27 protein-coding genes are annotated in these 23,965 nt (G+C 63.8%); 12 read left to right on the top strand and 15 right to left on the bottom strand.

What is annotated here, in order from left to right:
* Window positions 1-7: 7 nt before the first annotated feature.
* A complete protein-coding gene (locus tag GTP69_RS07245) occupies window positions 8-1,315 on the bottom strand; it encodes an MFS transporter (protein WP_161054247.1) in 1,308 nt (435 codons plus the stop codon).
* Between the two features lie 256 nt (window positions 1,316-1,571).
* On the opposite strand from GTP69_RS07245, the gene GTP69_RS07250 reads away from it, so the two are divergent.
* A complete protein-coding gene (locus GTP69_RS07250; RefSeq protein ID WP_161054248.1) occupies window positions 1,572-2,459 on the top strand; it encodes a glycosyltransferase family 2 protein in 888 nt (295 codons plus the stop codon).
* A 7-nt stretch (window positions 2,460-2,466) separates the two neighbouring features.
* Window positions 2,467-3,579 carry a DegT/DnrJ/EryC1/StrS family aminotransferase gene (locus tag GTP69_RS07255; protein ID WP_161054249.1) on the top strand — a complete coding sequence of 371 codons (1,113 nt, stop codon included), beginning with the start codon at window positions 2,467-2,469 and terminating at the stop codon, window positions 3,577-3,579.
* Window positions 3,580-3,584: 5 nt separating this feature from the next.
* Here GTP69_RS07255 and GTP69_RS07260 read toward each other — a convergent pair whose 3' ends face one another.
* The 6 genes from GTP69_RS07260 to GTP69_RS07285 form a co-directional block, all read right to left on the bottom strand.
* The gene (locus tag GTP69_RS07260; RefSeq protein WP_161054250.1) at window positions 3,585-4,643 is read right to left on the bottom strand and encodes an SDR family oxidoreductase; all 1,059 of its coding nucleotides are present in this window, start codon (window positions 4,641-4,643) and stop codon (window positions 3,585-3,587) included.
* A 165-nt stretch (window positions 4,644-4,808) separates the two neighbouring features.
* Entirely contained in the window at window positions 4,809-5,519 is a 711-nt protein-coding gene (locus GTP69_RS07265) for a BON domain-containing protein (protein WP_161054251.1), read from the bottom strand.
* A gap of 88 nt (window positions 5,520-5,607) precedes the next feature.
* Window positions 5,608-6,294 (bottom strand): hypothetical protein, encoded by a 687-nt coding sequence (locus GTP69_RS07270; RefSeq protein WP_161054252.1) that lies wholly within the window; start codon window positions 6,292-6,294, stop codon window positions 5,608-5,610.
* A gap of 96 nt (window positions 6,295-6,390) precedes the next feature.
* On the bottom strand, window positions 6,391-8,091 hold the full coding sequence (locus GTP69_RS07275) for a dipeptidyl-peptidase 3 family protein (protein WP_161054253.1): 1,701 nt from the start codon (window positions 8,089-8,091) through the stop codon (window positions 6,391-6,393).
* 43 nt (window positions 8,092-8,134) lie between these two features.
* On the bottom strand, window positions 8,135-8,644 hold the full coding sequence (locus tag GTP69_RS07280) for a hypothetical protein (protein WP_202424325.1): 510 nt from the start codon (window positions 8,642-8,644) through the stop codon (window positions 8,135-8,137).
* 235 nt (window positions 8,645-8,879) lie between these two features.
* On the bottom strand, window positions 8,880-9,479 hold the full coding sequence (locus tag GTP69_RS07285) for a short chain dehydrogenase (protein ID WP_161054254.1): 600 nt from the start codon (window positions 9,477-9,479) through the stop codon (window positions 8,880-8,882).
* Window positions 9,480-9,575: 96 nt separating this feature from the next.
* Here GTP69_RS07285 and GTP69_RS07290 point away from each other — a divergent pair, with 96 nt between their 5' ends.
* Entirely contained in the window at window positions 9,576-10,511 is a 936-nt protein-coding gene (locus tag GTP69_RS07290) for a LysR family transcriptional regulator (RefSeq protein ID WP_161054255.1), read from the top strand.
* On the opposite strand, the gene GTP69_RS07295 is transcribed toward GTP69_RS07290, so the two are convergent.
* The 3 genes from GTP69_RS07295 to GTP69_RS07305 are packed head-to-tail and all read right to left on the bottom strand — an operon-like array spanning window position 10,498 to window position 14,742.
* Window positions 10,498-11,973 (bottom strand): efflux transporter outer membrane subunit, encoded by a 1,476-nt coding sequence (locus GTP69_RS07295; protein ID WP_161054256.1) that lies wholly within the window; start codon window positions 11,971-11,973, stop codon window positions 10,498-10,500. The genes GTP69_RS07290 and GTP69_RS07295 overlap by 14 nt on opposite strands.
* A gap of 22 nt (window positions 11,974-11,995) precedes the next feature.
* Window positions 11,996-13,609 carry a DHA2 family efflux MFS transporter permease subunit gene (locus GTP69_RS07300; protein WP_161054257.1) on the bottom strand — a complete coding sequence of 538 codons (1,614 nt, stop codon included), beginning with the start codon at window positions 13,607-13,609 and terminating at the stop codon, window positions 11,996-11,998.
* 11 nt (window positions 13,610-13,620) lie between these two features.
* Window positions 13,621-14,742 carry an HlyD family secretion protein gene (locus GTP69_RS07305; protein ID WP_161054258.1) on the bottom strand — a complete coding sequence of 374 codons (1,122 nt, stop codon included), beginning with the start codon at window positions 14,740-14,742 and terminating at the stop codon, window positions 13,621-13,623.
* Between the two features lie 140 nt (window positions 14,743-14,882).
* Between GTP69_RS07305 and GTP69_RS07310 the strand changes: the two genes are divergently transcribed.
* The 4 genes from GTP69_RS07310 (at window position 14,883) to GTP69_RS07320 (ending at window position 17,304) form a co-directional block, all read left to right on the top strand.
* Window positions 14,883-15,596: a TetR/AcrR family transcriptional regulator gene (locus GTP69_RS07310; protein ID WP_229260846.1), complete on the top strand. Its 714-nt coding sequence runs from the start codon at window positions 14,883-14,885 to the stop codon at window positions 15,594-15,596.
* 76 nt (window positions 15,597-15,672) lie between these two features.
* Window positions 15,673-15,855, top strand: coding sequence for a hypothetical protein (locus tag GTP69_RS31050; RefSeq protein WP_110844848.1), 183 nt, complete (start codon window positions 15,673-15,675; stop codon window positions 15,853-15,855).
* 1 nt (window position 15,856) lies between these two features.
* Entirely contained in the window at window positions 15,857-16,795 is a 939-nt protein-coding gene (locus tag GTP69_RS07315) for an alpha/beta fold hydrolase (RefSeq protein WP_161054259.1), read from the top strand.
* A complete protein-coding gene (locus GTP69_RS07320) occupies window positions 16,792-17,304 on the top strand; it encodes a GNAT family N-acetyltransferase (RefSeq protein WP_161054260.1) in 513 nt (170 codons plus the stop codon). The genes GTP69_RS07315 and GTP69_RS07320 overlap by 4 nt, the downstream gene beginning before the upstream one ends.
* A 3-nt stretch (window positions 17,305-17,307) precedes the next feature.
* On the opposite strand, the gene GTP69_RS07325 is transcribed toward GTP69_RS07320, so the two are convergent.
* On the bottom strand, window positions 17,308-17,973 hold the full coding sequence (locus tag GTP69_RS07325) for a thiol:disulfide interchange protein DsbA/DsbL (protein WP_161054261.1): 666 nt from the start codon (window positions 17,971-17,973) through the stop codon (window positions 17,308-17,310).
* 33 nt (window positions 17,974-18,006) lie between these two features.
* Window positions 18,007-18,879, bottom strand: coding sequence for a LysR family transcriptional regulator (locus GTP69_RS07330; RefSeq protein WP_371867848.1), 873 nt, complete (start codon window positions 18,877-18,879; stop codon window positions 18,007-18,009).
* Between GTP69_RS07330 and GTP69_RS31280 the strand changes: the two genes are divergently transcribed.
* The 5 genes from GTP69_RS31280 (at window position 18,812) to GTP69_RS07350 (ending at window position 21,360) form a co-directional block, all read left to right on the top strand.
* Window positions 18,812-19,003, top strand: coding sequence for a hypothetical protein (locus GTP69_RS31280; protein ID WP_229260856.1), 192 nt, complete (start codon window positions 18,812-18,814; stop codon window positions 19,001-19,003). The two genes, GTP69_RS07330 and GTP69_RS31280, sit on opposite strands and share 68 nt — an antisense overlap.
* 14 nt (window positions 19,004-19,017) lie before the next feature.
* Window positions 19,018-19,440, top strand: a complete 423-nt coding sequence (locus GTP69_RS07335; protein WP_161054263.1) for a PACE efflux transporter — start codon at window positions 19,018-19,020, stop codon at window positions 19,438-19,440.
* A gap of 22 nt (window positions 19,441-19,462) precedes the next feature.
* Window positions 19,463-20,761: a M20/M25/M40 family metallo-hydrolase gene (locus GTP69_RS07340; protein ID WP_161054264.1), complete on the top strand. Its 1,299-nt coding sequence runs from the start codon at window positions 19,463-19,465 to the stop codon at window positions 20,759-20,761.
* A gap of 68 nt (window positions 20,762-20,829) precedes the next feature.
* Window positions 20,830-21,060, top strand: coding sequence for an AbrB/MazE/SpoVT family DNA-binding domain-containing protein (locus GTP69_RS07345; RefSeq protein WP_161054265.1), 231 nt, complete (start codon window positions 20,830-20,832; stop codon window positions 21,058-21,060).
* Window positions 21,061-21,072: 12 nt separating this feature from the next.
* Window positions 21,073-21,360, top strand: a complete 288-nt coding sequence (locus GTP69_RS07350; RefSeq protein WP_161054266.1) for a PIN domain-containing protein — start codon at window positions 21,073-21,075, stop codon at window positions 21,358-21,360.
* Window positions 21,361-21,376: 16 nt separating this feature from the next.
* On the opposite strand, the gene GTP69_RS07355 is transcribed toward GTP69_RS07350, so the two are convergent.
* The 3 genes from GTP69_RS07355 to lpdA all read right to left on the bottom strand — a co-directional run bounded on the left by GTP69_RS07355 (window position 21,377) and on the right by lpdA (window position 23,962).
* Window positions 21,377-21,703, bottom strand: coding sequence for a TfoX/Sxy family protein (locus GTP69_RS07355; protein ID WP_161054267.1), 327 nt, complete (start codon window positions 21,701-21,703; stop codon window positions 21,377-21,379).
* Window positions 21,704-21,721: 18 nt separating this feature from the next.
* On the bottom strand, window positions 21,722-22,105 hold the full coding sequence (locus GTP69_RS07360; protein WP_202424326.1) for a hypothetical protein: 384 nt from the start codon (window positions 22,103-22,105) through the stop codon (window positions 21,722-21,724).
* Window positions 22,106-22,168: 63 nt separating this feature from the next.
* A complete protein-coding gene (lpdA, locus tag GTP69_RS07365; RefSeq protein ID WP_161054268.1) occupies window positions 22,169-23,962 on the bottom strand; it encodes a dihydrolipoyl dehydrogenase in 1,794 nt (597 codons plus the stop codon).
* Window positions 23,963-23,965: the final 3 nt, after the last annotated feature.

The raw sequence follows: 23,965 nt of genomic DNA on the forward strand, positions 1-23,965 counted from the left end.
CCACTTTTTATGCGGCCTTGGCCTGGACCGGCGCAGCGGCGCTGGCGGCGGCCGGTTTGCGGATGATCCAGACCATGGCGGCCGCCACCAGGCAGGCGGCGCCGGCAGCGAACAGCGCCGGGTCATAGGTCAGCAGCAAAGTGCGCACGCGGCCGGCGCCATAGGCGGCCACCGCCGCGCCCAGCTGGTGAGCGGCGAAGATCCAGCCGAACACCATGCCGGCCTTCTCCTTGCCGAAGGTGGCGGCGGTCAGGCGCACGGTCGGCGGCACGGTGGCGATCCAGTCAAGCCCGTAGAACATGGCGAAGACCGACAGGCCGTACAAGGTGAATTCCGAATATGGCAGCCACAGCAGCGACAGCCCGCGCAGGCCGTAGTACATGAACAGCAGCTTGCGGTTGTCATAGCGGTCCGACAGCCAGCCGGAAGCGATGGTGCCGACCAGGTCGAACGCGCCCATCATCGCCAGCACCGAGGCGGCTGGCACCGGGCCCAGGCCGGCGTCGCCGCACAGCGAGATGAAGTGGGTCTGGATCAGGCCGTTGGTGCTGAGGCCGCAAATGAAGAAGGTGCCGGCCAGGACCCAGAACACGCGGTGCTGCGCGGCCTCGGCCAGCACCTTGAACGGCGTGGCGAAGGTGATGCGCATGGCCGGTGCGCCCGTCGCTACCGGCGTGCCGGGCGCGGCGCCGAACGGCGTCAGGCCGACGTCGGATGGCCGGTTGCGCATCAGCAGGAACACCGCCACCGCCACCAGCGCGCAGGCGCTCAGCACCGGCAGCACCGCCAGCCGCCAGCCGAAGTGCTCCACCAGCCACGCGCCCACCGGCAGGAAGATCAGCTGGCCGGTGGCGGAGCTGGCGGTCAGCAGGCCGACCACCAGGCCGCGATGGCTGTCGAACCAGCGGTTCGATACCACGGCGCTGAGCACCAGCGCGGTCAGCCCCGAGCCAACGCCGAGCATCACGCCCCAGAACAGCACCAGGTGCCAGAACTGGGTCATCTGCGTGGCCAGCGCCATGCCGGCCGCCACCAGCGTCAGCGCCGTGACCACCACGTTGCGCACGCCGAAGCGCTCCATCAGGATGGCGGCGAACGGTCCCATCAGGCCGAACAGGGCGAAGCGCAAGGCCAGCGCGGACGAGATCTGCTCGACGTCCCAGCCGAATTCCTTGGACAGCGGCTGCAGCAAAGCGCCCGGCAGCCCCAGCGCCGCCGACGAGCTCAGAGCGGTCAGGAACGTCAGGGCGACGATCACCCAGGAAAAGTGCAGGCCACGGCGGTGCAGCCAATTGGATAACGGTTGTGCAAACATCAGATCCTCGCAAGGCAATGCGCGCCGGCAGCACGCTGGCGTTCATTTTAAATGATGATCATAATGAATACAACCAAAACCGCATGCCACGGCAGCGCCGCCGCTCAACTGTTGTGCTGCCAGCACCTTTCTTGACGCGCAAGCGTCCTTATAGCATCATTGGCAATGTAGCTGCATCGCACCGATGACCGGTCCGGAAATCGATTGAATTAACGTCTGGCGCTCAAGCAACAGATCTGCCTCACTAAGGAACACCATGCCCGCCGTTACCGTTCTCATTCCGGCCCATAATGCAGCCGCCACGCTGGCGCAGACATTAGACAGCCTGGTGCTCCAGACTTACCGCGATTTCGACGTTCTGATCGTCAACGACGCCTCCGCCGACAACACCGCCGAGATTGCACTCGGCTACCGCGCGCAGCTGGCGCTCGAGGTGCTGACGCTGACGGAAAACGCCGGCGTCGCCGGCGCCCTGAACCAGGGCCTGGCGCGGATTCAATCACCTTACATCGCCCGCCTCGATGCCGATGACATGGCGTTTCCGCAGCGGCTGGAACGCCAGGTCGCGTTCATGGAAGCCAATCCGGACATCGCCGTCTGCAGCAGTTCGATGGAGATGTTTTTTGACGACGGCCAGGCCACCGAAATACTGTCCAAGCCGCAGCACGACGCCGCCATCAAGACCGCGCTGCTGCAATACTCGGCCATGTCGCACGGCGCCTCGACCTTCCGCAAAAGCTTTTTTGACGACGTCGGCGTGTTCGACACGCGGGTCGATTTTGCCGAAGACTACGATCTGTGGACCCGCGGCGCGCTGCTCGGCAAACGCTACACCAACCTGCCGGAGCCGCTGACGCGCTACCGCCGCCACGCCAATTCGGTCAGCGTGCAGAAGATGCAGTTGCAGTACCAGCGTGACCTGGTGATCAAGCGCAAATATATTACGGCCCTGCTGGACGGCGACCCGCCCGACCACCTGGCCGAGTTTTTCTCCCTGATGACCTCATTCTCCAGCCTGGACGTGGCAATTACCGTTGTTGAGCAATCGCTGCCGTTGCTGCTGAAACTGGGCCGCCGGATGCCGGATCAAGCCCTGTTTGCCGAGATCGTCTCCAAGTGCGTCGGCCGCCACCTGCGTAATTAGAAAACTGATGTCAAACAAGCCCATCTATGTAACCCAGCCGGCCCTGCCGCCGCTGGCGGAATTCATTCCTTATCTTGAACAGATCTGGGACAGCAAGGTCCTGACCAACGGCGGGCCGTTCCACCAGCAGCTGGAGCAGGCGCTGTGCGAGCATCTGGGTGTCAAGCACATCAGCCTGTTCACCAACGCCACCATCGCGCTGATCACGGCGCTGCAGGCGCTGCGCATCACCGGCGAAGTGATCACCACGCCCTATTCCTTCGTCGCCACCGCCCACTCGCTGTTGTGGACCGGCGTCAAGCCGGTGTTCATCGATGTCGATCCGCGCAACTTCAACCTCGACCCGGACTGCATCGAAGCCGCCATCACGCCGCACACCACCGCCATCATGCCGGTGCACTGCTACGGCCATCCGTGCGATGTCGAGCGCATCGAACGCATTGCCGATACCTACGGACTGAAGGTGATCTACGACGCCGCCCACGCGTTCAACGTCAGGAACGCCCAGGGCAGCATCCTGAATTACGGCGACCTGTCGGTGCTGAGCTTCCACGCCACCAAGGTGTTCAACACCTTCGAGGGCGGCGCCATCATCTGCCCGGACGGCAAGACCAAGCAGCGCATCGACCACCTGAAGAACTTCGGCTTTGTCGACGAGGTGACCGTGATCGCGCCCGGCATCAACGGCAAGATGAGCGAGTTCAACGCCGCGCTGGGCCTGTTGCAGCTGAAGGAGATCGACGCCGCCATCGCCAAGCGCCAGGTGATCGATGCCCGTTACCGCGCCGCGCTGGGCGGCATTGCCGGCATCGGCATGCTGTCGGCTGCGGACGATGTGGTGGCCAACTATGCCTACTTCCCGATCCTGGTGCAGCCGGGCTTCCCGCTCAACCGCGACGCGCTGTTCGCCCGCCTGCGCGAGCACGGCATCATGGCGCGCCGCTATTTCTATCCGCTCATTAGCGATTTCCCGATGTACCGCGGGCTGCCGTCGGCGGCGCCGGCGCTGCTGCCGACCGCGCGCCAGGCGGCCGAACAGGTGATCTGCCTGCCGATCTATCCGGACTTGCAGCCGGAACAGCAGGCGCGCATCATCGACTTGATCGTCTCGGCCGCCTGACGGCCTTATTTGCCCAGATCGTCCACATACCAGTCGACCGCCACCGCCAGCCCGTCGCGGATCTGGTGGGTCGGCTGGTAGCCCAGCAGTTGCTGGGCCTTGCTGATGTCGGCCACCGAGTGTCGGATGTCGCCGGCGCGGAACGGGCCATAGTCCGGACGGTGCGCCGCCAAGTGCGGATAGCGTCCCGCCAGCATCTCGCACATGGCGGCGTGCAGTTCGTTGAGCGTGGTCTTGCCGCCCAGCGCGATGTTGTAGACCTGGTTGATCGCTTCCGGATTGCTGGTCAGCCCGGCCAGCAGGTTGGCCTGCACCACGTTGTCGATGTAGCAGAAGTCGCGCGTGGTTTCGCCGTCGCCGTTGATGCGCAGCGGCGCGCCGGCAATCAGCGCCGCCACCCATTGCGGGATCACGGCGGCATACGCGCCTTGCGGGTCCTGGCGCGGACCGAACACATTGAAGTAGCGCAGGCCGATGCACTGCATGCCGTAGTTGCGGGCGTAGACGTCGGCGTACAGCTCATTCACATACTTGGTCAACGCATACGGCGACAGCGGCTTGCCGATCAGGTGCTCGACTTTCGGCAGCGTCGGCTCGTCGCCATAGGTGGCGCTGGAAGCGGCGTACACGAAACGGCCGACGCCGGCGTCACGCGCGGCGGTCAGCATGTTGATGAAGCCGTCCACATTGGTGGCGTTGGTGCCGAGCGGATCGTCGATCGACTGCGCCACCGAGCAGCGCGCCGCTTCGTGCAGCACGATGTCGACGCCGGCGCAGGCGCGCGCGCAATCGGCGCCGTCGCGGATGTCGCCGCGCAGCATGGTGAAGCGCGACCACGCCTCCGGCCCCGCCAATGCGGCGATCTGGTCGAGGTTGTGCTGGTAGCCGCTCTCAAAGTTGTCCAGGCCGGTAACGCGCTGGCCCAGGCGCAGCAGCGTCAGCACCAGGCTGGAGCCGATGAAGCCGGCAGCACCGGTCACCAGCCAGTGGCGCGGCGCCAGCGGCAAGGCTTGCAGCAGTTGCTCGTAGGACGCGAACTGCAATGGGCTGAGGCGGTCTGTCATGGTGGTCCGTGTGAGTGATGAGATGGTCGTCCGTATACTCACGGAAACGAAAAATAAATGCAAGCACTGCGCGGCGGGCCGCCAACGCGAACGCCCGCCCGCGTCACTAAAGACTCGGCCGGGCGTCGGGGAGAAGGCGGCGGTGGGGGAGAACCGCCCTACCCGTTACTTGATGCGCAGCGAACTTTGCACCTTGTTCACACCTTTGACGTTGCGGGCAACGTCAACGGCTTTGTCTACTTCAGCTTGCGATGGCACGAAGCCGCTCAGCATCACGGTACCGTTGTTGGTTTCCACATGCACGTCCAGCGATTTCAGTGCAGGTTCGGCCAGCAGTTCGGTTTTGACCTTGGTGGTGATGGCGGTATCGGCCAGCGCGTCCTTGGTCAGCGCGGTTTTCGAGCGGGTTTCGCACGATGCTTTGTCGGTGCCGGTCATGGTGCTGCAATCGATACCGGTCTGCGCGGTGTCGGCAGCTTTCTTGCCGGCCTTGGCATCGCTGACCCAGGCGGTGTGCTGTTGTTTAGCGCCGCTCAGGCAGCTGTCCTTGTCGGCGCCGGTGCGGGTGGCGCACTGGGCTTTGGCGAGGTCATAGTTGGCGTCGGCCACATTGATCTGGGCTTTCTCGACCGATTTTTTATCGTTCTTGTATTGCAGGGCGGCGGTCGACTCGGCGTTGGCGCGGCTGACTTTGGCCTGTTCCTGGCAGACATCCTTGGCATTACCCGATTGTGCATCGCAGGCGGCCTTGGCGGTTTTGTAGGCGGCGTCCGACTGGTTGATCGCAGCTTTGTAGGCCACTGTGTCGTTGGTCGGGGTGGCGGCAAAGGCGGCGCTGGCGGCGGTGGCCAGCACGAAGCAGAGTAATTTATTCATGATCGTGTCCCTCTTGTGGTGGTTGATGGACACATTAAACCCCTGCCGCGCTACGGCCTCCGTGCGGAAACGAACACAGAACGGGTTTTCATTGTTCTTGCAACAAGCCCTGGCGCCACACCAGGCTGGCTTGTTCAAACACCGGCAGGCCCGGCGTGAAGGCGGCGCCGGTCGGCGCCAGTTGCAGCCAGTTCAGCGTGCTGTGGCTGCCGGCGGCGGGCGACGGTGCGCGTACCTGACGCATCCAGGTCGCCACCGTGGCGTACTGGTCGGGATGGCGCTGCTGGATCCACGCCAGCGCCACCAGGTCGGCATAGCCTTCCTCGCGGCGGGTGTCGCGCAGCTGGTCGGCGGCGGCTTCGTGCGGCGTGCTGTTGCTCTGGCCCTGGCTGGCTTCAAAGCCGGCCGGCAGCACGTGCCACACGCCTTGCGCGTAGCGCCAGCAGTGGCCGATTTCGTGCGCCACCATCGCTTCGATCATCAGTGGGCGTTGCGCGGGAGCTACATTGTTCAGGATGTCTTCGGCGTTGGGGTTGCCGCGCATCGACAGCACCAGCTTGCAGCGGCCCTTGTCGTAGCCCAGCGCCAGCGGCACGTCGTTGGGGCCGGACTGCGGTTGGACGGTGATATCGATCGGCAGCTTCAGGTCTTGCTTGGCGTAGGACAGCACGGCGGCGCCGGCGCTCAGCCAGCGGATTTCCATCTCGGTCAGGTCGGCAGCGGAGGCCAGGCCGGACGTCAACAATAGCAAGGGGAGGAAGGCGCGCTTGATCATGGTGATCAAACTGTAGCATGCACCGGGCAAGAATTATTGCCCGGTGGCAGGTAAATTACTACGTAGAAAAACCTGAATGATTAAGGTTTTAGAATGCTACTTGCCCAGCAGGGTATTGGCGGTCTTGAATTCCGGACGGATGTCGTTCGGTACAGCTTTCATTTTATCCAAGGCCTTTTGCACGTCCGGACGGATCACCACGTACTTGGTCATCAAGTCCTTGGCGCGCGCGTAATCGCCGGTGGCTTCGATGGTCAGGAACTCGCGGTCGAGGTCGGCCACGGCCTGCTTGATCTTGCCAAAGTCGACCGCGAAGGTGCCGTCGCCGTGCGACACGAAGCCGCCCTTGTCGAGGATGTAGTTGACCTGGATCGCCATGCCGCGCGCGTGCGAGTCGGTCAGGCCGAAGTGCAGCGTGCGGAAGGCCGACGCCAGGAAGGTGGTGTACAGCTTGCGCTCGGCCGCCTCGCCCTGCCCCAGCGTGCCTTTCAGCTGGCCCTTGTCCATCATGTAGGCCAGCGCGTACAGGCCGGTGATGTCGGCCTTGGCTTCCTCGATGGTGGAATAGGCTTCCTTCAGGTCCTGGCGCGGGGTTGAGGCCTTGCCGCCGGTTTTGGTGAGGTGCGGGCCCAGGCCGTGGGTGATTTCATGCGCCAGGATGTGGGTGAAGAAGGAATCGAAATCCACATCCTTCTGGTCGGCCGGACGCAGCACCAGCCTGGAGATCGGCGTCAGCGTCGATTTGAATTTGGCTTGCTGCACGTTCTTCAGCATCACGCGCTTGGAGCCGCGCTGGCTGATGATGCGCTCGTCGTTCGGCAGGTTGTAGGCGGCGGTCTGCACGCCCATATTGCCGTCGCCGGCGCCATACACCTGATTGACCACCACCATCGGCGCCAGCGCGCCGACTTTCGGATTGCGGTATTGCGCGTCCAGCGGCAGATTGTCTTCCAGTTCCTGCATGTGCTTGGCGAAGAAGTCCAGCTTCTGGGTTTCCTTCTGGTCGCGGATGTTGACGTAGGCTTCAAACGCCGCCTTGTAGCCGAACAGTTCGTCGTTGTAGGTTTCGTACGGGCCGATGGTAATGTCGACCGGCGCATCCAGGTCCATCCAGGCGAAGTCGGAGGCCAGGTAGTCGTTGCTGAGGAAGGCTTCGGCGCGCAGTTGCAGGAATTTTTTCAGCGAGGCGTTATCGGTATCGGCGGCGGCCTGCTTCAGCAGCGACGCGGCTTTTTCCAGATCGGCCTTGTATTCCTCGGAATACTTGACGATGGCGAACTTGCCGTCCTTGTTCTTGCGGATCACGGTGAAGAACCACTGCGCCTGCTCCTTGTCGGCGGCCGGCAGCGCGTTCATCCAAGTTTCCAGTTCAGCCTTGGTGGCGCCGGCCGGATAGAAATTGCCGCCTTCCGGTTTCTTGGCTGGCACCTGGATGCCGGCCACTTCAGCCGGCAGGAAGGACTGGTGATCGTCGAGGATCGACCATGGGCCTTTGTTGAGCCAGAAATAGTTCAGGCGCGCCTTGCCCAGTGGCGTGGTGTCTTTTTGCAGCGCGGCCCACAGCGCTTCGTTGCCGGACCAGCGCTGGCGCAGTTGCAGCACGTCGACGATCTTGGCCGCTTCGATCAGTTTGGCGATGGCTTTCTTGTCGCCGGCCGAGAGCTGGCTGGTATCGGCGGTCAGCGCGACCGGCGCGTAACGCTGGCTCATCTTGTTGAGTTGATTGACGTCGGCCGGGGTGGCGTAGGCGGTGGCGCAGGCAACAACCAGCGCCAGCGGGAGCAGGATTTTTTTCATGTGGTCCTCTTGTGCAGTGAGGACCACATTGTAAAGCACCCGGTCAGCGCCGGCACTCGGCGGCCCGTTGCCACCGCGTGGCGCCGGGGAAGCGTAACCAGATGGCTTGCCAGGCATTGCATGTGCCGCAGCCGCTGACGTTGGCGAGACGCGATGGCGTGGTCGGCGCACCGGCGCTGATGATTTTTTCGTTTTCCACTTTGGCATAGGTGGAGCGGCCGCCATGGATGACGCGCAGCTCAGTGCCGTTAGGCAGGAAGACTTGTTTCCATTGGTAGCCACGGCTGGCGGCGACATTGTCGGAAACTGAAGAGGCTGCCATTTGCGGCGGCACTTCTGGCGGCGCAACTGATGATGGCGTGGCCGCTTCGCTGTCGTCGGCGTCTTCTCCGTCGAGCCATCCGGGCGGAGCGGCTTTTGTGGTGGCGATCCAGTCCAGGATGAGGTTGCTTAAAGCGGCTTCCGTTTTGGGCCCATAGAAGCCCTCGCCAGTATGATTGGTCAGCGCGCAGAATACTTTGCTCGGCAAGTGCAGGACTATAGGTGTGTCCATGTTTTTTCTCCCCTCTAAAACTTCTATTTGCTCTATTTCGCTCTAATTCGTTAGAGAACACTAGAAAACGCTCTAAAAATAAAGTGTTGCTCACTCTATTTCGCTCTAAATCCTCTATTTCCTCTAAAGCGCCTATATGTTTTAGAGTGAAATCTAACGAAATAGTGCGAAATCTAGCGAAATAGAGCTTTTAGAGTTTTTAGAGCGCGAGAAAACATAGAGGGGGTATGCTCCCTCACCAAGCACGGTACACCTGCCCGGTCTGAACGCCGTCGACGCTGCGCGCGTACGACAAGGCGGCGCGGCTGGCGGCGATGGGTTCGAAGCCGACGAAGAACGGGCCGTAGCTTTCCATCGACTCTTGCAACACCGTCGGGCTGACGACGTTGATGCGCAAGCCGCGTGGCAGTTCCACCGCCGCGCCGCGTACAAAGCCTTCCACTGCCGAATTGACCATCGACGCGCTGACGCCGTTGCGGATCGGCTCCTCCGCCACAATCCCGCTGGTCAGCGTGATCGAGCCGCCATCGTTCAGATATTCCTGCGCCACCAGCGCCACATTCACCTGTCCCATCAGCTTGCTGTTCAGGCCCACGTAGAACTGCTCCGGCGTAAAAGTGGCCAGCGGCGCAAAGTGCAGCGCGCCTGCCGCCACCACCACCGCATCCACCTTGCCCACCTTGGCGAACAAGCCGCGCACCGAAGCGATATCGGCAAAGTCCACCTGATGCTGGCCGCCGCGCGCGCCGACCGTCACCACCTCATGACGCTGGCCCAGCTCCGCCACCACCGCCTTGCCCACCGCGCCCGTGGCGCCAATCACAATCACCTTCATGCTGAACCTCCCTGTCAAAACGCCAGTATGTTCCGCTTCCTCCAATGAATAAATGCGCTACCATGAACAACATTACCAACCCATAGTTAGCAATCAATGGACAAGCTGCGCAGCATGGAAATCTTCGTCGCGGTGGTCGATGCCGGCAACTTCACAGCCGCCGCCAGCCGTTTCAACCTGTCGCCGGTGATGGTCGGCAAACACATCGCGCAACTGGAAGCCACGCTCGGTACGCGCCTGCTGACGCGCACCACGCGCCGCCAGAGCCTGACCGAAATCGGCGCCCAGTACGCCGACCAATGCCGCGCCATCCTGATGCAGATTGAAGCCGCCGAACGCGGCGCCGAAGCCATGCGCAGCGTGCCGCGCGGCCGCCTGCGCGTCACCGCCTCCACCTCTTTCGGCAACGAATGGCTGGCGCCGGCGCTGACCGACTACCTGCGCCTGCATCCCGAAGTGAGCGTGGACCTGAACCTGAACGACCGCACGGTCGATCTGGTGGACGAGGGCTACGACGCCGCCATCCGTATCGGCGCGCTGGATGACTCGGGCATGATCGCCCGCCCGCTACAACCGTACAAGATGGCCATCTGCGCCTCGCCCGGCTACCTGCGGCAGCACGGCACGCCGCACACGCCGCAGGAGCTGGCGCAGCATGAATGCCTGGATTTCGTGGTGGGAGATATTGGCGTGAGCTGGCGGCTGCAATCGGTGCACGGCAAGCGCGCGCTGCCGCCCAGCCGCTTCCGCGCCAACAATGGCCAGGCATTGCGCATGGCCGCGCTCAAGGATTTCGGGATTGTGATGCAGGCCGAGGTGCTGCTGGCGCAGGACATTGCCGCCGGCCGGCTGGTGCCGATCTTGAACGAGTATCTGCCGCCGCCGCGCACCATGCACGTGGTCTACCCGCGCGACCGCCGCGCGACGCCCAAGCTGACCACCTTCATTGACTTTATTCTGGAACGCTTAGGACCAGCGGCACCGTTGCCGCTGGCCTCTTCGCGTAAAAGGACGACGCTTACTGCGCCTTGATATTGCCGTTCTGCGCCACTTGCGACAGCTGCGCCGAAGGCTGCCAGCCGGCGCCCAGCGCGCGCGCCACCGCCACTGCCGCCAGCAGGCGCTGGGTGTTGATCTGCACCGCCGCGCGGTCGGCCGACAACGCGCTGCGCTGCGCATCGGTGACGTCGAGGTAGGTCGACACGCCGCGTTCATAACGGGCACGCGCCACCAGGTAGCCGCGCGCCGCCGCCACTTGCGAAGCTTGCTGCGCATCGCCCTGTTGCTGGCGTTGCTGCACGTCCGACAGCGCATCTTCCACTTCGCGCAGCGCGGTCAGCAGCTTGGTCTGGTGATTGGCAATCGCCTCTTCGTAGCGCGACTTGGCAATCGCCAAGTTGGCCTTGTTGCGGCCACCGTCAAACACCGGCAGCGACAAGGCCAGCGGACCGACGCTGAACTGGCGCGAATCGCCCTTGGCCAGGTTGCTCAGACTTTCCGAGGCAAAGCCGAAGTTACCGGTCAGCGAGAACGATGGATAGAACGCGCCTTCCGCCACGCCGATTTGCGCATTGGCGGAACGCAGCGTCGCCACGCTGCCGGCCAAATCAGGACGCTGCGCCAGCAAGCTGGCCGGCAGGCCGACCGGAATCGCCGGCGGCTGCGGCAGCACGGCGGCGTTGGCGGTCGATGCCGTCAGCAGCGACGACGGCGAGGCGCCGACCAGGGTCGCCAGGCTGTGTTCCAGCAGGTTGCGCTGACGCTGCACGTCATGCAGGTCGGCCTGCGCGTTGGCGCGCTCGATGCGGGCGCGCGATACATCCAGTTCGTTCGACAGGCCGGCGTCAAAGCGCGCCGTCACCAGCTGTTCGCTTTCGCGGCGGGTATCCAGCGCGCCGTTCAGGATGGCGATTTCCGCATCCAGGCCGCGCAGCTGCCAGTAGGTGGTGGCCAGTTGCGACGACAGCACCAGCAGCACGCCGTCGCGGTCCGCTTCCGCCGCCAGCGCTTGCGCGTCCGACGCCTCCACCAAGCGACGCACGCGGCCCAGCAAGTCCACTTCATACGAGAAGCTGGAACCGACCGAGTAGTTATTACCCTTGATCGCGCGGCCGCCCAGCGCCAGGCCTTGCGACGTTTCGGCCGAAGTGCGCGAGTTGGAGATGCCGGCGTTGACGCTCAACTGCGGCTGCTGGTTGGCGCGCGATACGCCGGCCTGCTCCAGCGCCTGCACCAGGCGTTCGGCGGCTGCTTTCACGCTCGGATTGTCGCGCAGCGCGGTTTCTTCCAGCTGGTTCAGGGTGGCGTCGTTAAACACGGTCCACCACTGCGCCGGCAGGTGCGCCTGGCTGGCGCCGGCCTGCGGCAGATGGCGGAACGAGGCGTCGGCGACATTCGCCGGCGCTTTGAAGTCACTGCCTACGGTGGCGCAGCCGGTAACGGCCAGGGTGACGGAAACAGCGAGCGTCAGGCGCTTCAGAGCTGAATTCAACATGATTACCTCTTGATTGATTTTGTTAGTGAGCGCCGCCGCCACCGCCGCCGGAGGGGGCTTTGACTTTGTCCGAGAACCACAGCACGCCGATGCAGCCAAACAGCACCATCGCCACCAGGAAGAAGCCGTCGTTATAGGCCATCACATACGCCTCGCGGCGCACGATGCCATCAACTGCTTTCAGCGCCATATCGGCCGCGGTGGAGCTATCGAAGCCGTTGTTGATGAACGACGAGGTCAGCGTCGACAGGCGTTCCTGCGTGGTCAGCGCATAGTTGCTGACCGACTCGCCGATGCGGGCCGAGTGGAAGTGTTCGCGGTTGGTCAGCGCGGTGGCCAGCAACGCGATGCCGATCGAACCGCCCAGGTTACGGGTCATGTTGATCAGGCTCGATGCCGACTGAATATCCTTGGGCTGGATGCCGTTCATGGCGAAGTTCGACAAAGTCAGCATCACGAACGGCTGGCCCAGCGCACGCACGATCTGCGACAGCAGCAGCTGGTCGTAGCCGGTGGTGGCGTCCATATAGGAGTTCATCAGGCACGAACCACCGAACAGCAGCAGGCCGAAGGTACACAGCACGCGGTTGTCGATCTTGGACGACAGCTTGGCCACGAACGGCATGATGAACAGCTGCGGCAAGCCGGCCCACATGATCACTTCACCGATCTGCATCGGCGAGTAGCCGGGAATCTGCGCCAGGAACAGCGGCAAAATAAACGCCGAACCATACAGACCCATACCCATCGCCATCGACAGCGCGGTGGCGGCGGCGAAGTTGCGCTGGCCGTACAGGCCCAGGTTGACAAACGGCTGCTTGCGCAAGGTGCTGTTGACCACCCAGCCCAGCAGGCCGACCACGGCCAGCGCGGCAAAGGTGTTGATGAACGGCGAGTCGAACCAGTCCTTGGTATTGCCCTCTTCCAGGAACACGGTCAGGCTGCCCAGGCCGACGGCCATGAAGCCGATGCCCAGCCAGTCGGCGCCCAGCAGGGCCGAGAGGTTGCGCTTGTCCTTGTCCAGGCCGACGGCGATACCGCCGATCAGCAGCAGGCCCGGCACCCAGTTGATGAAGAAGATCGACGGCCAGCCATACAGGTCGCTCAGATAGCCGCCCAGCGTCGGGCCCATCGACGGCGCCAGCGTGGCGGTCAGGCCGAAGATGGCCATGCCGGTGGCGCGCTTGGACGGCGGCAGCTTGGCCATCACCAGCGTCATCGCCATTGGAATCAGCGCGCCGCCGGTAAAGCCCTGCAGCATGCGGAAGGCGATCATGCTCGGCAGGTTCCAGGCGAACCCGCACAGCGTCGAGAAGCCGAGGAACAGCGTGGTGGTGCCGATCATGTAGGCGCGCATGCCGAACACGCGCACGAACAGGCCGGTCATCGGAATCACGATGATTTCCGCCACCAGGTAGGCGGTAGCGATCCACGAGCCTTCTTCCTGGGTGGCGGACAGCGCGCCGAGGATGTCCTTCAGCGACGAGTTGGTGATCTGGATGTCGAGCACCGCCATGAAGGCGCCCAACATGCCGGCGGCCACCGCCAGCCAGGTGCGGCCGGAGACCTTTTCGCTCGGCGCCGGCGGGACGAATGCCTTCCCGCCGGCCGGCGTATCGATTGTGGTGCTAGCCATGACGCAGCTCCTTAGTGGGCGGCGTCAGACTTCAGCGACACTTCGGCGATCGCCGACATGCCCGGCACCAGACGGCCGCTCAGGGCCTTGACGTCTTCCGGCTTGAAGGTGATCTTGACCGGCACGCGCTGGACGATCTTGGTGAAGTTGCCGGTGGCGTTATCGGCAGGCAGCAGCGCGAACTGCGCGCCCGAGGCTGGCGAGAAGCTGTCGACCTTGCCGATCAGTTCCTTGCCCGGCAGCGCATCGACGCTGACTTTAACTTCCTGGCCCGGCTTCAGTTCCGCCAGCTGGGTTTCCTTGAAGTTGGCGGTCAGCCAGACGTTTTCCTGCACGATGGCGGTCAGTTGCTGGCCCGGCTGCACGCGCTGGCCCACTTCGATGGTGCGCTTGCCGATCCGGCCCGACACCGGCGCCAGGATCTTGTTGTACGCCAGTTGCTGCTGCGCGTCTTTCAACTGCACTTGCAGCACGCCGACCTGCGCCTGCGCCACATCGCGCGCCGACTTGGCCGACTCGATCTGGGCCTTGGCGGCGGACGTGCTGTCCTTGCGCGCGGCGACATCGGCCACGGCGCTGGCGCGGGCGGCGACGGCGGCGTCCAGCTCCGACTTCGACACGGCCTTCATCTGGCTGTTATACAGCTGGCCGAAACGCTCGGCGTCCTGGTTGGCGCGCACCAGTTGCGCCTGCGACTGCGCCACCTGGGCGGCGGCGGCGCTGGCTTGCGCCTGCACCTGGACGATCTGGGCGTCGGCCTGCACCACCTGCTGCTTGGCCGAGGCGATCTGCGCCTGGATCTGCTCGACGCGCACGCCCTGGTCAAACGGGTCCAGCTCGGCGATGACATCGCCTTCCTTGACCAGCTGGTTATCATCGATCAGCACCTTGGTCACCACACCGGCGATGCGCGACGACACCGGCGTCACGTGGCCGGCCACGTAGGCATTGTCGGTCTCGACATAGTAATGGCTGCGGTACCACATGCGTCCACCGATACCGATCGCGGCCAGCGCGACGATGGCGGCCACGACCAGCACGCGGCGGTTCGGGCCCTGCGCTGCCGGCGCGGCCGGGGCGGCTGGTGCAGCCGCTGGAGGAACGGCACTGATTTTTTGTTCTTGGGTGGACATGGACAGCTCCGAGAAAATGAAATGGAATGAAACGGGATAAGGGCATTATGGCGGGTTTCTGCGCAAAGTCAAGAAATGAAACGGTTGCATTTCATTTTTTTTTGGACTAGCATGGCGGCATTCGCTATCATTCCACCGCCATGATGACCACCGACCTGACCGACGCTGCCGCGCTGGACGAGCAAGATTGTCCGGAAGGCCACTATTCCCCCGATTCGCCGTGCTTCGGCAAGGCCGCCGGCCGCCCGCGCGCCGCCGACAAGGCCGCGCGCCGCGCCGCCCTGCTGCACACCGCCGGCCAGCTGTTCCTGGAAAAAGGCTACAGCAAGGTCAGCCTGGAAATGATCGCCCGCGAAGCCCACGTGGCGGTACGCACCATCTACGTCAAATTCGGCGGCAAGGTCGGCCTGCTGGAAGCCATCATCACCGACGGCCGCGCCAACTACCTGGACGGCGTGGCCGACATGGAAACCGATCCGCGGCCGATCGAAGACGTCCTGTTCGACTTCGCGCTGCGCTTCCTGGAACTGATTTCCATGCCCACCTTCACCAGCCTGCACCGCATGGTGGTGGCCGAAGCGCGCAGCACGCCGGAACTGGCCAAGGCCTTCTTCGACGCCGGACCGCTGCGCACCCGCGAAGAACTGGGCCGCTTCTTCGCCCGCGCCGACGTCCAGACGCAACTGCGGCCGGACCTGCGGCCCGACCTGCTGCCGGTGTTCCTGCTCAACTGCATCATGGGCGACCACATGGCGCGCCTGCTGTTCCCGTCCGACCAGCCGCCCACCAAGGACGAGCAGCGCCAGCGCGCCAGCGAAGGGCTGGACCTGTTCCTGCGCGGCGTGCTGCGCTAAGTACGCTGGCGCACATCAAAAGACGCCACATATTTGCCATTTGTTCTATACTGGTTTTTTGAAAACCGGAGCGCACATGAGCAAAATGAATCGTCTGGACTGGAGCAAGCAAATCACGCTCATGAATGAGCGCATCAAAAACTTCCAGGCCAATCCGGGCCAGGAACAGCTGGAAGCGGTGATCGTCGAACTGCAGGCGTACGCGGAAGCAGCGCGCAGCGGCGGCATCGAAATCCCGGCCCGCTTTACAGTCAACTGACATGAAAGCCCTGCGTCTGGTCGTGCTGGTTCTGGTGCTGGCCGGCGTGGGCGCTGCCGGCTACTACTACATTCGCAATCCCGAATCGCAGACGCTGAATGCCGTGGCGCGCCGCGACGCCCAGGCGCCCGGCGCCTACGTCACGCTGGGCGACGGCGTTACCCATTACGAAGTGGCCGGCCCGGACAACGGCCGGGTGGCGGTGCTGGTGCACGGCTTCTCGGTGCCGTCCTATATCTGGGACCCGACCTTTGCCGCGCTGCGCGACGCCGGCTACCGCGTGATCCGCTACGACCTGTACGGCCGCGGCCTGTCGGACCGGCCGGATGCCGCCTACGACGGCGCCCTCTACGACCGCCAGCTGGACCAGCTGCTGACCGCGCTCAAGGTGGACGGCAAGATCGATTTGTTCGGGCTGTCGTTCGGCGGCTACGTCAGCGCGCACTACGCCTCCACCCACCCGCAACGCATCCGCACGCTGAACCTGGTCGATCCGTCCAACAGCGCCCCCAAGCTGGGCTGGCAGATGACCACCCCGCTGCTGGGCCCCTACCTGTTCCAGACCGGCGCCGTGCCCGGCATGGCGGGCAACCAGAGCAGCGACTTCCTGCATCCCGAACAATTCCCCGGCTGGGCCGACCGCTACAAGCAGCAGATGGCGTACCACGGCTTCGGCCGCGCGCTGTACCGCTCGCGGCTAGCGCTGGCGCGCGAAGACTTTGACGGCATCTACGCCGCCATCGCCCGCGCCGGCACGCCAGTGCATCTGGTGTGGGGCAAGCAGGACCCGACCATTCCGGTGGCGCAGGCGGCGCATATCCGCCACGCCATCCCGTCGACCGCATACCGCGAGATCGACCAGTCCGGCCACCTGCCGCAGATGGAGCAGGCGGCGCTGTTCAACCACGACATGCTGACTTACCTGGCGGCCCATCCATGAACATCCGCACCCTGCAAGCCGACGACGTCGAGCGCCTGCTGGCGTTTGAAACCGCCAACCGCGCCTGGTTCGAACAGCATGTGGAAGCGCGCGACGCCAACTTCTATTCGGCAGCCGGCGTGGCCGCCCACATCGCCGACTACCTGGACAGCTACCAGGCCGGCGCCATGCATCCGTGCGTGCTGACCAGCGACGACGGCGCCGCCATCATCGGCCGCGCCAACCTGCGCCGCATCGACCGCCAGGCCGGCAGCGGCGAAGTGGGCTACCGCATCGGCCAGGCGCAAGCGCGCCAGGGGCTGGGCAGCCAGGCGTTGACGCATCTGATGGAATTGGCGCGCGAGCGCTACGGCTTGCGCATGCTGAACGCGTGGATCTCGCCGCAGAATCTCGGCTCACGGCGGGTAGTGGAGAAATGCGGCTTCACGCGCGATGCGCTGGCCGCACCGGTGATGACGCAGGTGAACGGCGTCGATCACGCCTCCCACCTGTACCAGTGTCACCTGTAGATTTTATTTCTTGCCGGCGCGCGCCTGCGCCACCAATGCATCCAATACTTGCAGCGTCGCCGCGTTCAGCTGCTGGCGCGGCGTGCCCGGATTGCTGCCATCGACCATGGTTGGATTGGTGACGTAGCGGCCGTCCACCACCATCGTCGGCGTGCTGTTGACTTCATAGGTGCTGGCCACGCGGCCGGCGTTCTTCAAGCGCGTCATCACCGCAAACGAGGTGTACATGGTGGTGAACTTCTGCTTGTCGATGCCGTTCTTGACCGCCCAGTCGATATTCGCTTCGTCGCTGTTCAGACGGCGGCGCTCGACGTGCCAGGTGCTGAGGATCTTGGCGTGAAGCTGCTCTTCCAGCTTCAGCGCTTCCAGCGTCAGAAACATATGCGCTTCCGGATCGTTTTCCCCGGTCAGCGGCAGGTGGATGCGGCGGAACACGATGTTATCGCCCTGCTTCTTGACCCAGGCCAGCATGTCCGGCTCCAGCGCGTAGCACGCCGGGCAGTGGTACATGAAGAACTCGATCACCTCGACCTTCTGGCCCTGCGCCTGCACCGGCTGCGGGGTTTTCAGGGTGGTGTATTCGGCGCCGTTACGCGGCGCGGTCGGCGAAGCAAACGCGGTGGCGGCGCACAGGCCGGCGACCACCAGGGCAATCTTCAACAATCGCATGATCATCCTCAAAAGAGCAAAGACAGCAGATTATCACTTCTGTGGCGGGCGCGCTTCCAAACCGGCGATATCCTGCATCAGCGCGATCAGCCGCGCCGCGCCCAGGCCCAACGGCCGGTCGTTGATCCACACCACATCGACCCACAGCCGCAGCTCGCTGCTCATGTGCGCGAAGACGATGCCTAGCAGCTCGCCGCTGTCCATCAGCGGCTGCGCCAGACGGCGCGGCAGATAAGCCCAGCCCAGACCGGCGCGCACCAGACCCAAGGTGGCGAGGTGGCTGTCGGTGCGCCACAGCTTGCGCGAGATCAGCAGCCGCAGGTCGGCCTGCTCTCCGATGCTGCTGGCGATGGCGATCTGCCGCAGGTCGACCAGATCTTCCAGCCGGAAGCTGCCGTTGTGCGCGAGGGCGCGCGGGTGGCGCGGCGAAATCACCGGCACCAGTACCTCGCTGCCCAGTTCCTGGAAGCTTTCGCGGCCGTCCACCCGCATGCGCTCGTACATCAGCCCCAGTTGCGCGGTGCCGTCGTGCAGCATGCGCTGCAAGGCGTCCTGCGGCGCCGACAGCACCTCGACCTCCAGCGACGGGAATTCCTCGGCCAGCCGCGCCAGCGGATCGCTGAACGGCGCCGACAGCAGCTCCGGCGCCACCGCCAGCGTGAGCCGGCGCTCCAGCCCCTGGTGCAGCGACAGCGCGTGCGCCTGCAGGCGGCGCAGCTGCCCGGCCATCTGGCGCGCCTCGGCCTCCAGCGCAAGCGCCGCTTCGGTCGGCCGCACCTCGCGCGAACTGCGCTCGAACAGCGCCAGTCCCAGTTCCGCCTCCAGGTGGCCAATGGTCATGCTGACCGCCGACGGCACCCGTCCCAGCACCCGCGCGGCCGCCGAAAAGGAACCGTGGTCGAGCACCGCCAGAAAAACCGCGATGTTGTCCGATGAAAAAGCCATAGCTGGCAATCTATCAGAAAAACTGACAGCAGCTGACTTTTTCAATCAGAAAAATTCCCATACCATGGGCGCCGTTGTTATCTGAATCAAGGAAATCCCATGCAAGGCATGAAACGCAAAGTCGTCTACGCATCCCTGTTTGAACTGATCGCCATCGGCCTGACCAGCAGCCTGATGATGTTCGGCGCCGGACACGACGCCAGCCATGCCGGCGTGGCGGCGGTGGCGTCGTCGAGCGTCGCCTTCGTCTGGAACTTCGTGTTCAACTCGGCGTTTGAAGCGTGGGAAACGCGCCAGGTCACGCGCGGCCGCGACTGGAAGCGCCGCGTCGCCCACGCGATCGGCTTCGAGGGCGGACTGGTGGTGATGCTGGTGCCGCTGTTCGCCTGGTGGCTGCGCATCTCGCTGTGGGACGCGCTGGTGCTGGATATCGGCCTGCTGTTGTTCTTTATGGTGTATACGTATATCTTCAGCCTGACGTTCGACCGCATTTTCGGCCTGCCCGCATCGGCGCAAGGCTAAGCCACCACCCATTGGAGATCCTATGAAGTTGCATCCGCTTGCTGTCGCAGTCCTGGCCCTGACCTTCAGCGCGGCGCATGCCGATGCACTCTCCCCCACCGAGCAGAAAATTGTTGCCGAAGTAAAGGCGCATGCGCCGCAGGGACTGGAGCTGCTGGAACGCTCGGTCAACATCAACAGCGGCACCATGAACCACGACGGCGTGCGCGCGGTCGGCAAGCTGTTTGGCGAACAATTCGCGCAACTGGGCTTTGCCACACGCTGGTCCGACATGCCGACGGCGATGCAGCGCGCCGGCCACCTGATCGCCACGCGCGAAGGCAAGCAAGGCAAGCGCCTGCTGCTGATCGGCCATCTGGACACGGTGTTTGAAAAGGACAGCGCGGTGCAGCTGTGGCAGCGCAACGGCGACCGCGTGCGCGGCCAGGGCGTCAATGACATGAAAGGCGGCGACGTCATCATCGTCGAAGCGCTGCGCGCCTTGCAGCGCGTGGGGGCGCTGGACAACACCAGCATCACCATCGTCTTCAGCGGCGACGAAGAAAATGCCGGCGAGCCGATTGCCATCTCGCGCGCCGACATGGTCAACGCCGCCAAGCGCAGCGACATCGCGCTGGCCTTCGAAGCCACGGTGCGCGACAAGAGCGGCCGCGATACCGGCACCGTCGGCCGCCGCTCGTCGTCGTCGTGGGAATTGAAAGTCAGCGGTAAGCAGGGCCACTCCAGCGGCATCTTCAGCGAGAGCGCCGGCTATGGCGCCATCTACGAAGCGGCGCGCATCCTCGACGGTTTCCGCCAGCAGGTGATCGAGCCCGACCTGACCTTCAGCCCCGGCCTGATCGTCGGCGGCACCGACGCCACCACCAACCCGGCCGGCACCACCGGACAGGCGGCCGGCAAGAGCAACGTCATCGCGCGCAGCGCCACCGTGGAAGGCGACCTGCGCTACCTGACCTACGAACAGCGCGACCGCGCGCACGCCACAATGAAGGCCATCGTCGCCCAGAACCTGCCGGGCACCAGCGCCAGCATCAGCTTCCACGATGCGTATCCGCCGATGTCGCCGACCGCCGGCAACCTGGCGGTGCTGAAGGTCTACTCGCAGGCCAGCCAGGACGCCGGCCTGGGCGAAATCCCCGCCCTGCCGCCAGGCCAGCGCGGCGCCGGCGACATCCAGTTCGTCGCCCCGCTGCTCGATTCGCTGGATGGCCTGGGCGCCACCGGCAACGGCGCCCACTCGCCCGACGAAGACCTGGAAATCGCCTCCATCGAACGCGCCACCATCCGCACCGCCATCCTGCTGTATCGTCTGACGCGTTGAGCCGGGGATAGATCAAACTCTGCTGAAATACTGGGTGCTACCATGGCTGAATCATTCAGGAGACAGCCATGGAAACCACAACGACAGTCAATGCTGATGGGACCGTCACGATTCCAGCAGAAATAAGAAAACGCTACGGCATCAAGCCCGGCGCCGAGGTTTGCTGCGTGATGAATGGCTACCAGCTTGAGATGCGCATCGTAGGTACCCAACTTCCCGAATCCAACACCAAGCCGGTCAGCGGTTTCGGCATGATCAAAAGTGATGTGCCTTCCGTCGCCCCTCACGTCGGACTCTGATGGTGGTGAACCATGATTGGTCTCGACACCAACGTGCTGGCACGCTACTACATCGATGATCACACCGATGCAGAAGCAAAACTGCAGCGTCCATTAGCACAACGCCTGATCGATTCCGGCCGACCGCTAGCTGTCTGCAAGACGGTCATCCTCGAACTAGAGTGGCTGATGCGAAATATCTACCACCTGGAGCGCGCAGCGATTCTCGCCACGTTGCATCACATGGTGATCGATGACCGCAAATTCGCTCGCCGCGCGGCGGCCGTGGGCTTACAGCCTCCAGTCACGGTGCTGCGTTGAATGAGTTGTCATCGTTTTAATCCGCGACGGCGTCGATGGCGCGGCGCGACCAATGCAGAAGTTGTTCGGGATCGTCGAGCAGGAATTCCGGGGCGGTGTAGAACTTGCGGACGGTGACTTCGCCCTTTTTGGTGTTGTACTTGAAGGGCTGCGCGCCTTCTGCTTCAAAGTCGGGGCGGGTCGTATCGCCCACGCGCAGGTACAGCGTGCTGCCGATGACCCAGGCGAATTGCCGGCCGTGATATTTGATCGCGCGGCCGCCGAAAAACGGGCCGGTGGTCAGCGCGCCCAATGGCGCCAGCAGTTCTTCGATGTAGCGGACAAATTCAACATTCGCAGCCATGCGCGTCTCCGATAGAAATTAGTGCATCATCGCCGAATGCATCACCGCCCACACCATCACCAGCGGCACCAGCAGGCCGTAGGCGATCAGCGACAGCATGGCGGCGCCTTTGCTGCCTACCGGCTTGCCGTCCAGCGTGCGGGCGCGCGCAGCCAGATACCAGGCGCCGATGCCTACCTGGATCACCACACTGGCAGCCACCGCCACCACGTCAGGAATGACATCGCCGGACAAACGGTTGAACAGCATGCCGGCGCCCAGCACCAGCAATAAAATCAGACTGAAGATGATGGCGTCGCGCCAGCTCAATCGGGCGCGCTTGTACAGCAAGGCCGCCAGCTTGACGGTACCGGCGTACAGCGCCACGATCAGCAGCAGGAACAAAAAAGAAAAAGAGCTCATGATCAAACCTCACCAATAAAAAAAACCGGGAGCGTGTCCCGGTTTTGTGCTTCAACTACCTGCTTAGCGCTTGCGCGGTGGCGGCAGGTCGGTGCAGACGCCTTCGTAGACTTCAGCGGCCATGCCGATCGATTCGCCCAGCGTTGGATGCGGGTGGATCGTCTTGCCGATGTCGGTGCCGTCGGCGCCCATTTCGATGGCCAGCGCGATTTCGCCGATCATGTCGCCGGCGTGCGTGCCAACCATGGTGCCGCCGATGATGCGGTGCGTTTCAGCGTCGAACAGCAGCTTGGTGAAGCCCTCTGCGCGACCATTGGCCACGGCGCGGCCGCTCGCTGCCCAAGGGAAGTGGCCCTTCTCGACCTTGATTCCCTTGGCTTTCGCTTCGTCTTCCGTCACGCCGACCCACGCCACTTCCGGATCGGTGTAGGCCACCGATGGAATCACCTTCACATCGAAGTGCGACTTCTGGCCCGCTGCAGCTTCCGCCGCCACGTGGCCTTCGTGCACCGCCTTGTGCGCCAGCATCGGCTGGCCCACCAGGTCGCCGATGGCGAAGATGTTCGGCACGTTGGTGCGCATCTGGCTGTCGACCGGGATGAAGCCGCGGTCGGTCACCACTACGCCAGCCTTGTCGGCAGAGATCTTCTTGCCGTTCGGGCTACGGCCAACGGCCACCAGCACCAGGTCGTAGACCTGTGGCGCAGGCGACGGCGCGCCGGCTTCCGCTGCTTCGAACGTGACTTTGATCCCTTCCGGCAGCGCTTCAACGCCGACGGTTTTGGTCTTGGTCATGATGTTGTCGAAGCGGGCTTCGTTGTACTTCTGCCAGACCTTGACCGCATCGCGGTCGGCGCCTTGCATCAAGCCGTCCATCATTTCGACCACGTCGATGCGCGCGCCGAAGGTGGAGTAGACGGTGGCCATTTCCAGGCCGATGATGCCGCCGCCGATAACCAGCATGCGTTTCGGGATCTGACGCAGTTCCAGCGCGCCGGTCGAGTCGACGATGCGCGGATCTTCCGGCACGAACGGCAGCTTCACTACCGACGAACCGGCGGCGATGATGGCCTGCTTGAACTGCACCACTTTCTTGGTGCCGTCGTTGGCGGTGACTTCGATGTGGTTCGCGCTCAGGAACTGGCCGACGCCGGTGACAACCTGCGTCTTGCGTGCCTTGGCCATGCCGGCCAGGCCGTTGGTCATGTTCTTGATGACGCTTTCCTTGTGCGCGCGCACCTGGTCGATGTCGATGGTCGGCTTGGCGAAGGTCACGCCGGTCTTGGCCATGTGCGAGGTTTCGTCGATCACGGCGGCCACGTGCAGCAACGCTTTCGATGGGATGCAACCCACGTTCAGGCACACGCCACCCAGCACGTCGTAACGCTCGACCAGCACGGTGTTCAGGCCCAGGTCCGATGCGCGGAACGCAGCCGAGTAACCGCCAGGGCCGGAGCCCAGCACCATCATGTCGCAGTCGATGTCGACCTGGCCGGTATAGCTGCTACCGGCTGGCGCGGCGATCGGTGCGGCAGGGGCAGCGGCAGCCGGTGCCGGCGCAGGTGCGGCGGCGGCAGGCGCCGGGGCAGCAGCGGCCGGCGCAGGAGCGGCAGCACCTTCGCTGGCTTCAACCACCAGCAGCGCCACGCCTTCCTTAACCTTGTCGCCAACCTTGACGCGCACTTCCTTCACCACGCCGCTGTGCGACGATGGGATTTCCATGCTGGCCTTGTCCGACTCCACGGTAATCAGCGACTGATCGACCTTGATCGTGTCGCCCACCTTGACCATCACTTCGATTACTTCTACTTCCGCGAAGTCGCCGATATTCGGCACTTTTACTTCTGTGCTCATCATGGC

It is taken from the genome of Duganella levis (assembly GCF_009857605.1).
Taxonomy (GTDB): Bacteria; Pseudomonadota; Gammaproteobacteria; order Burkholderiales; family Burkholderiaceae_D; genus Rugamonas; species Rugamonas levis.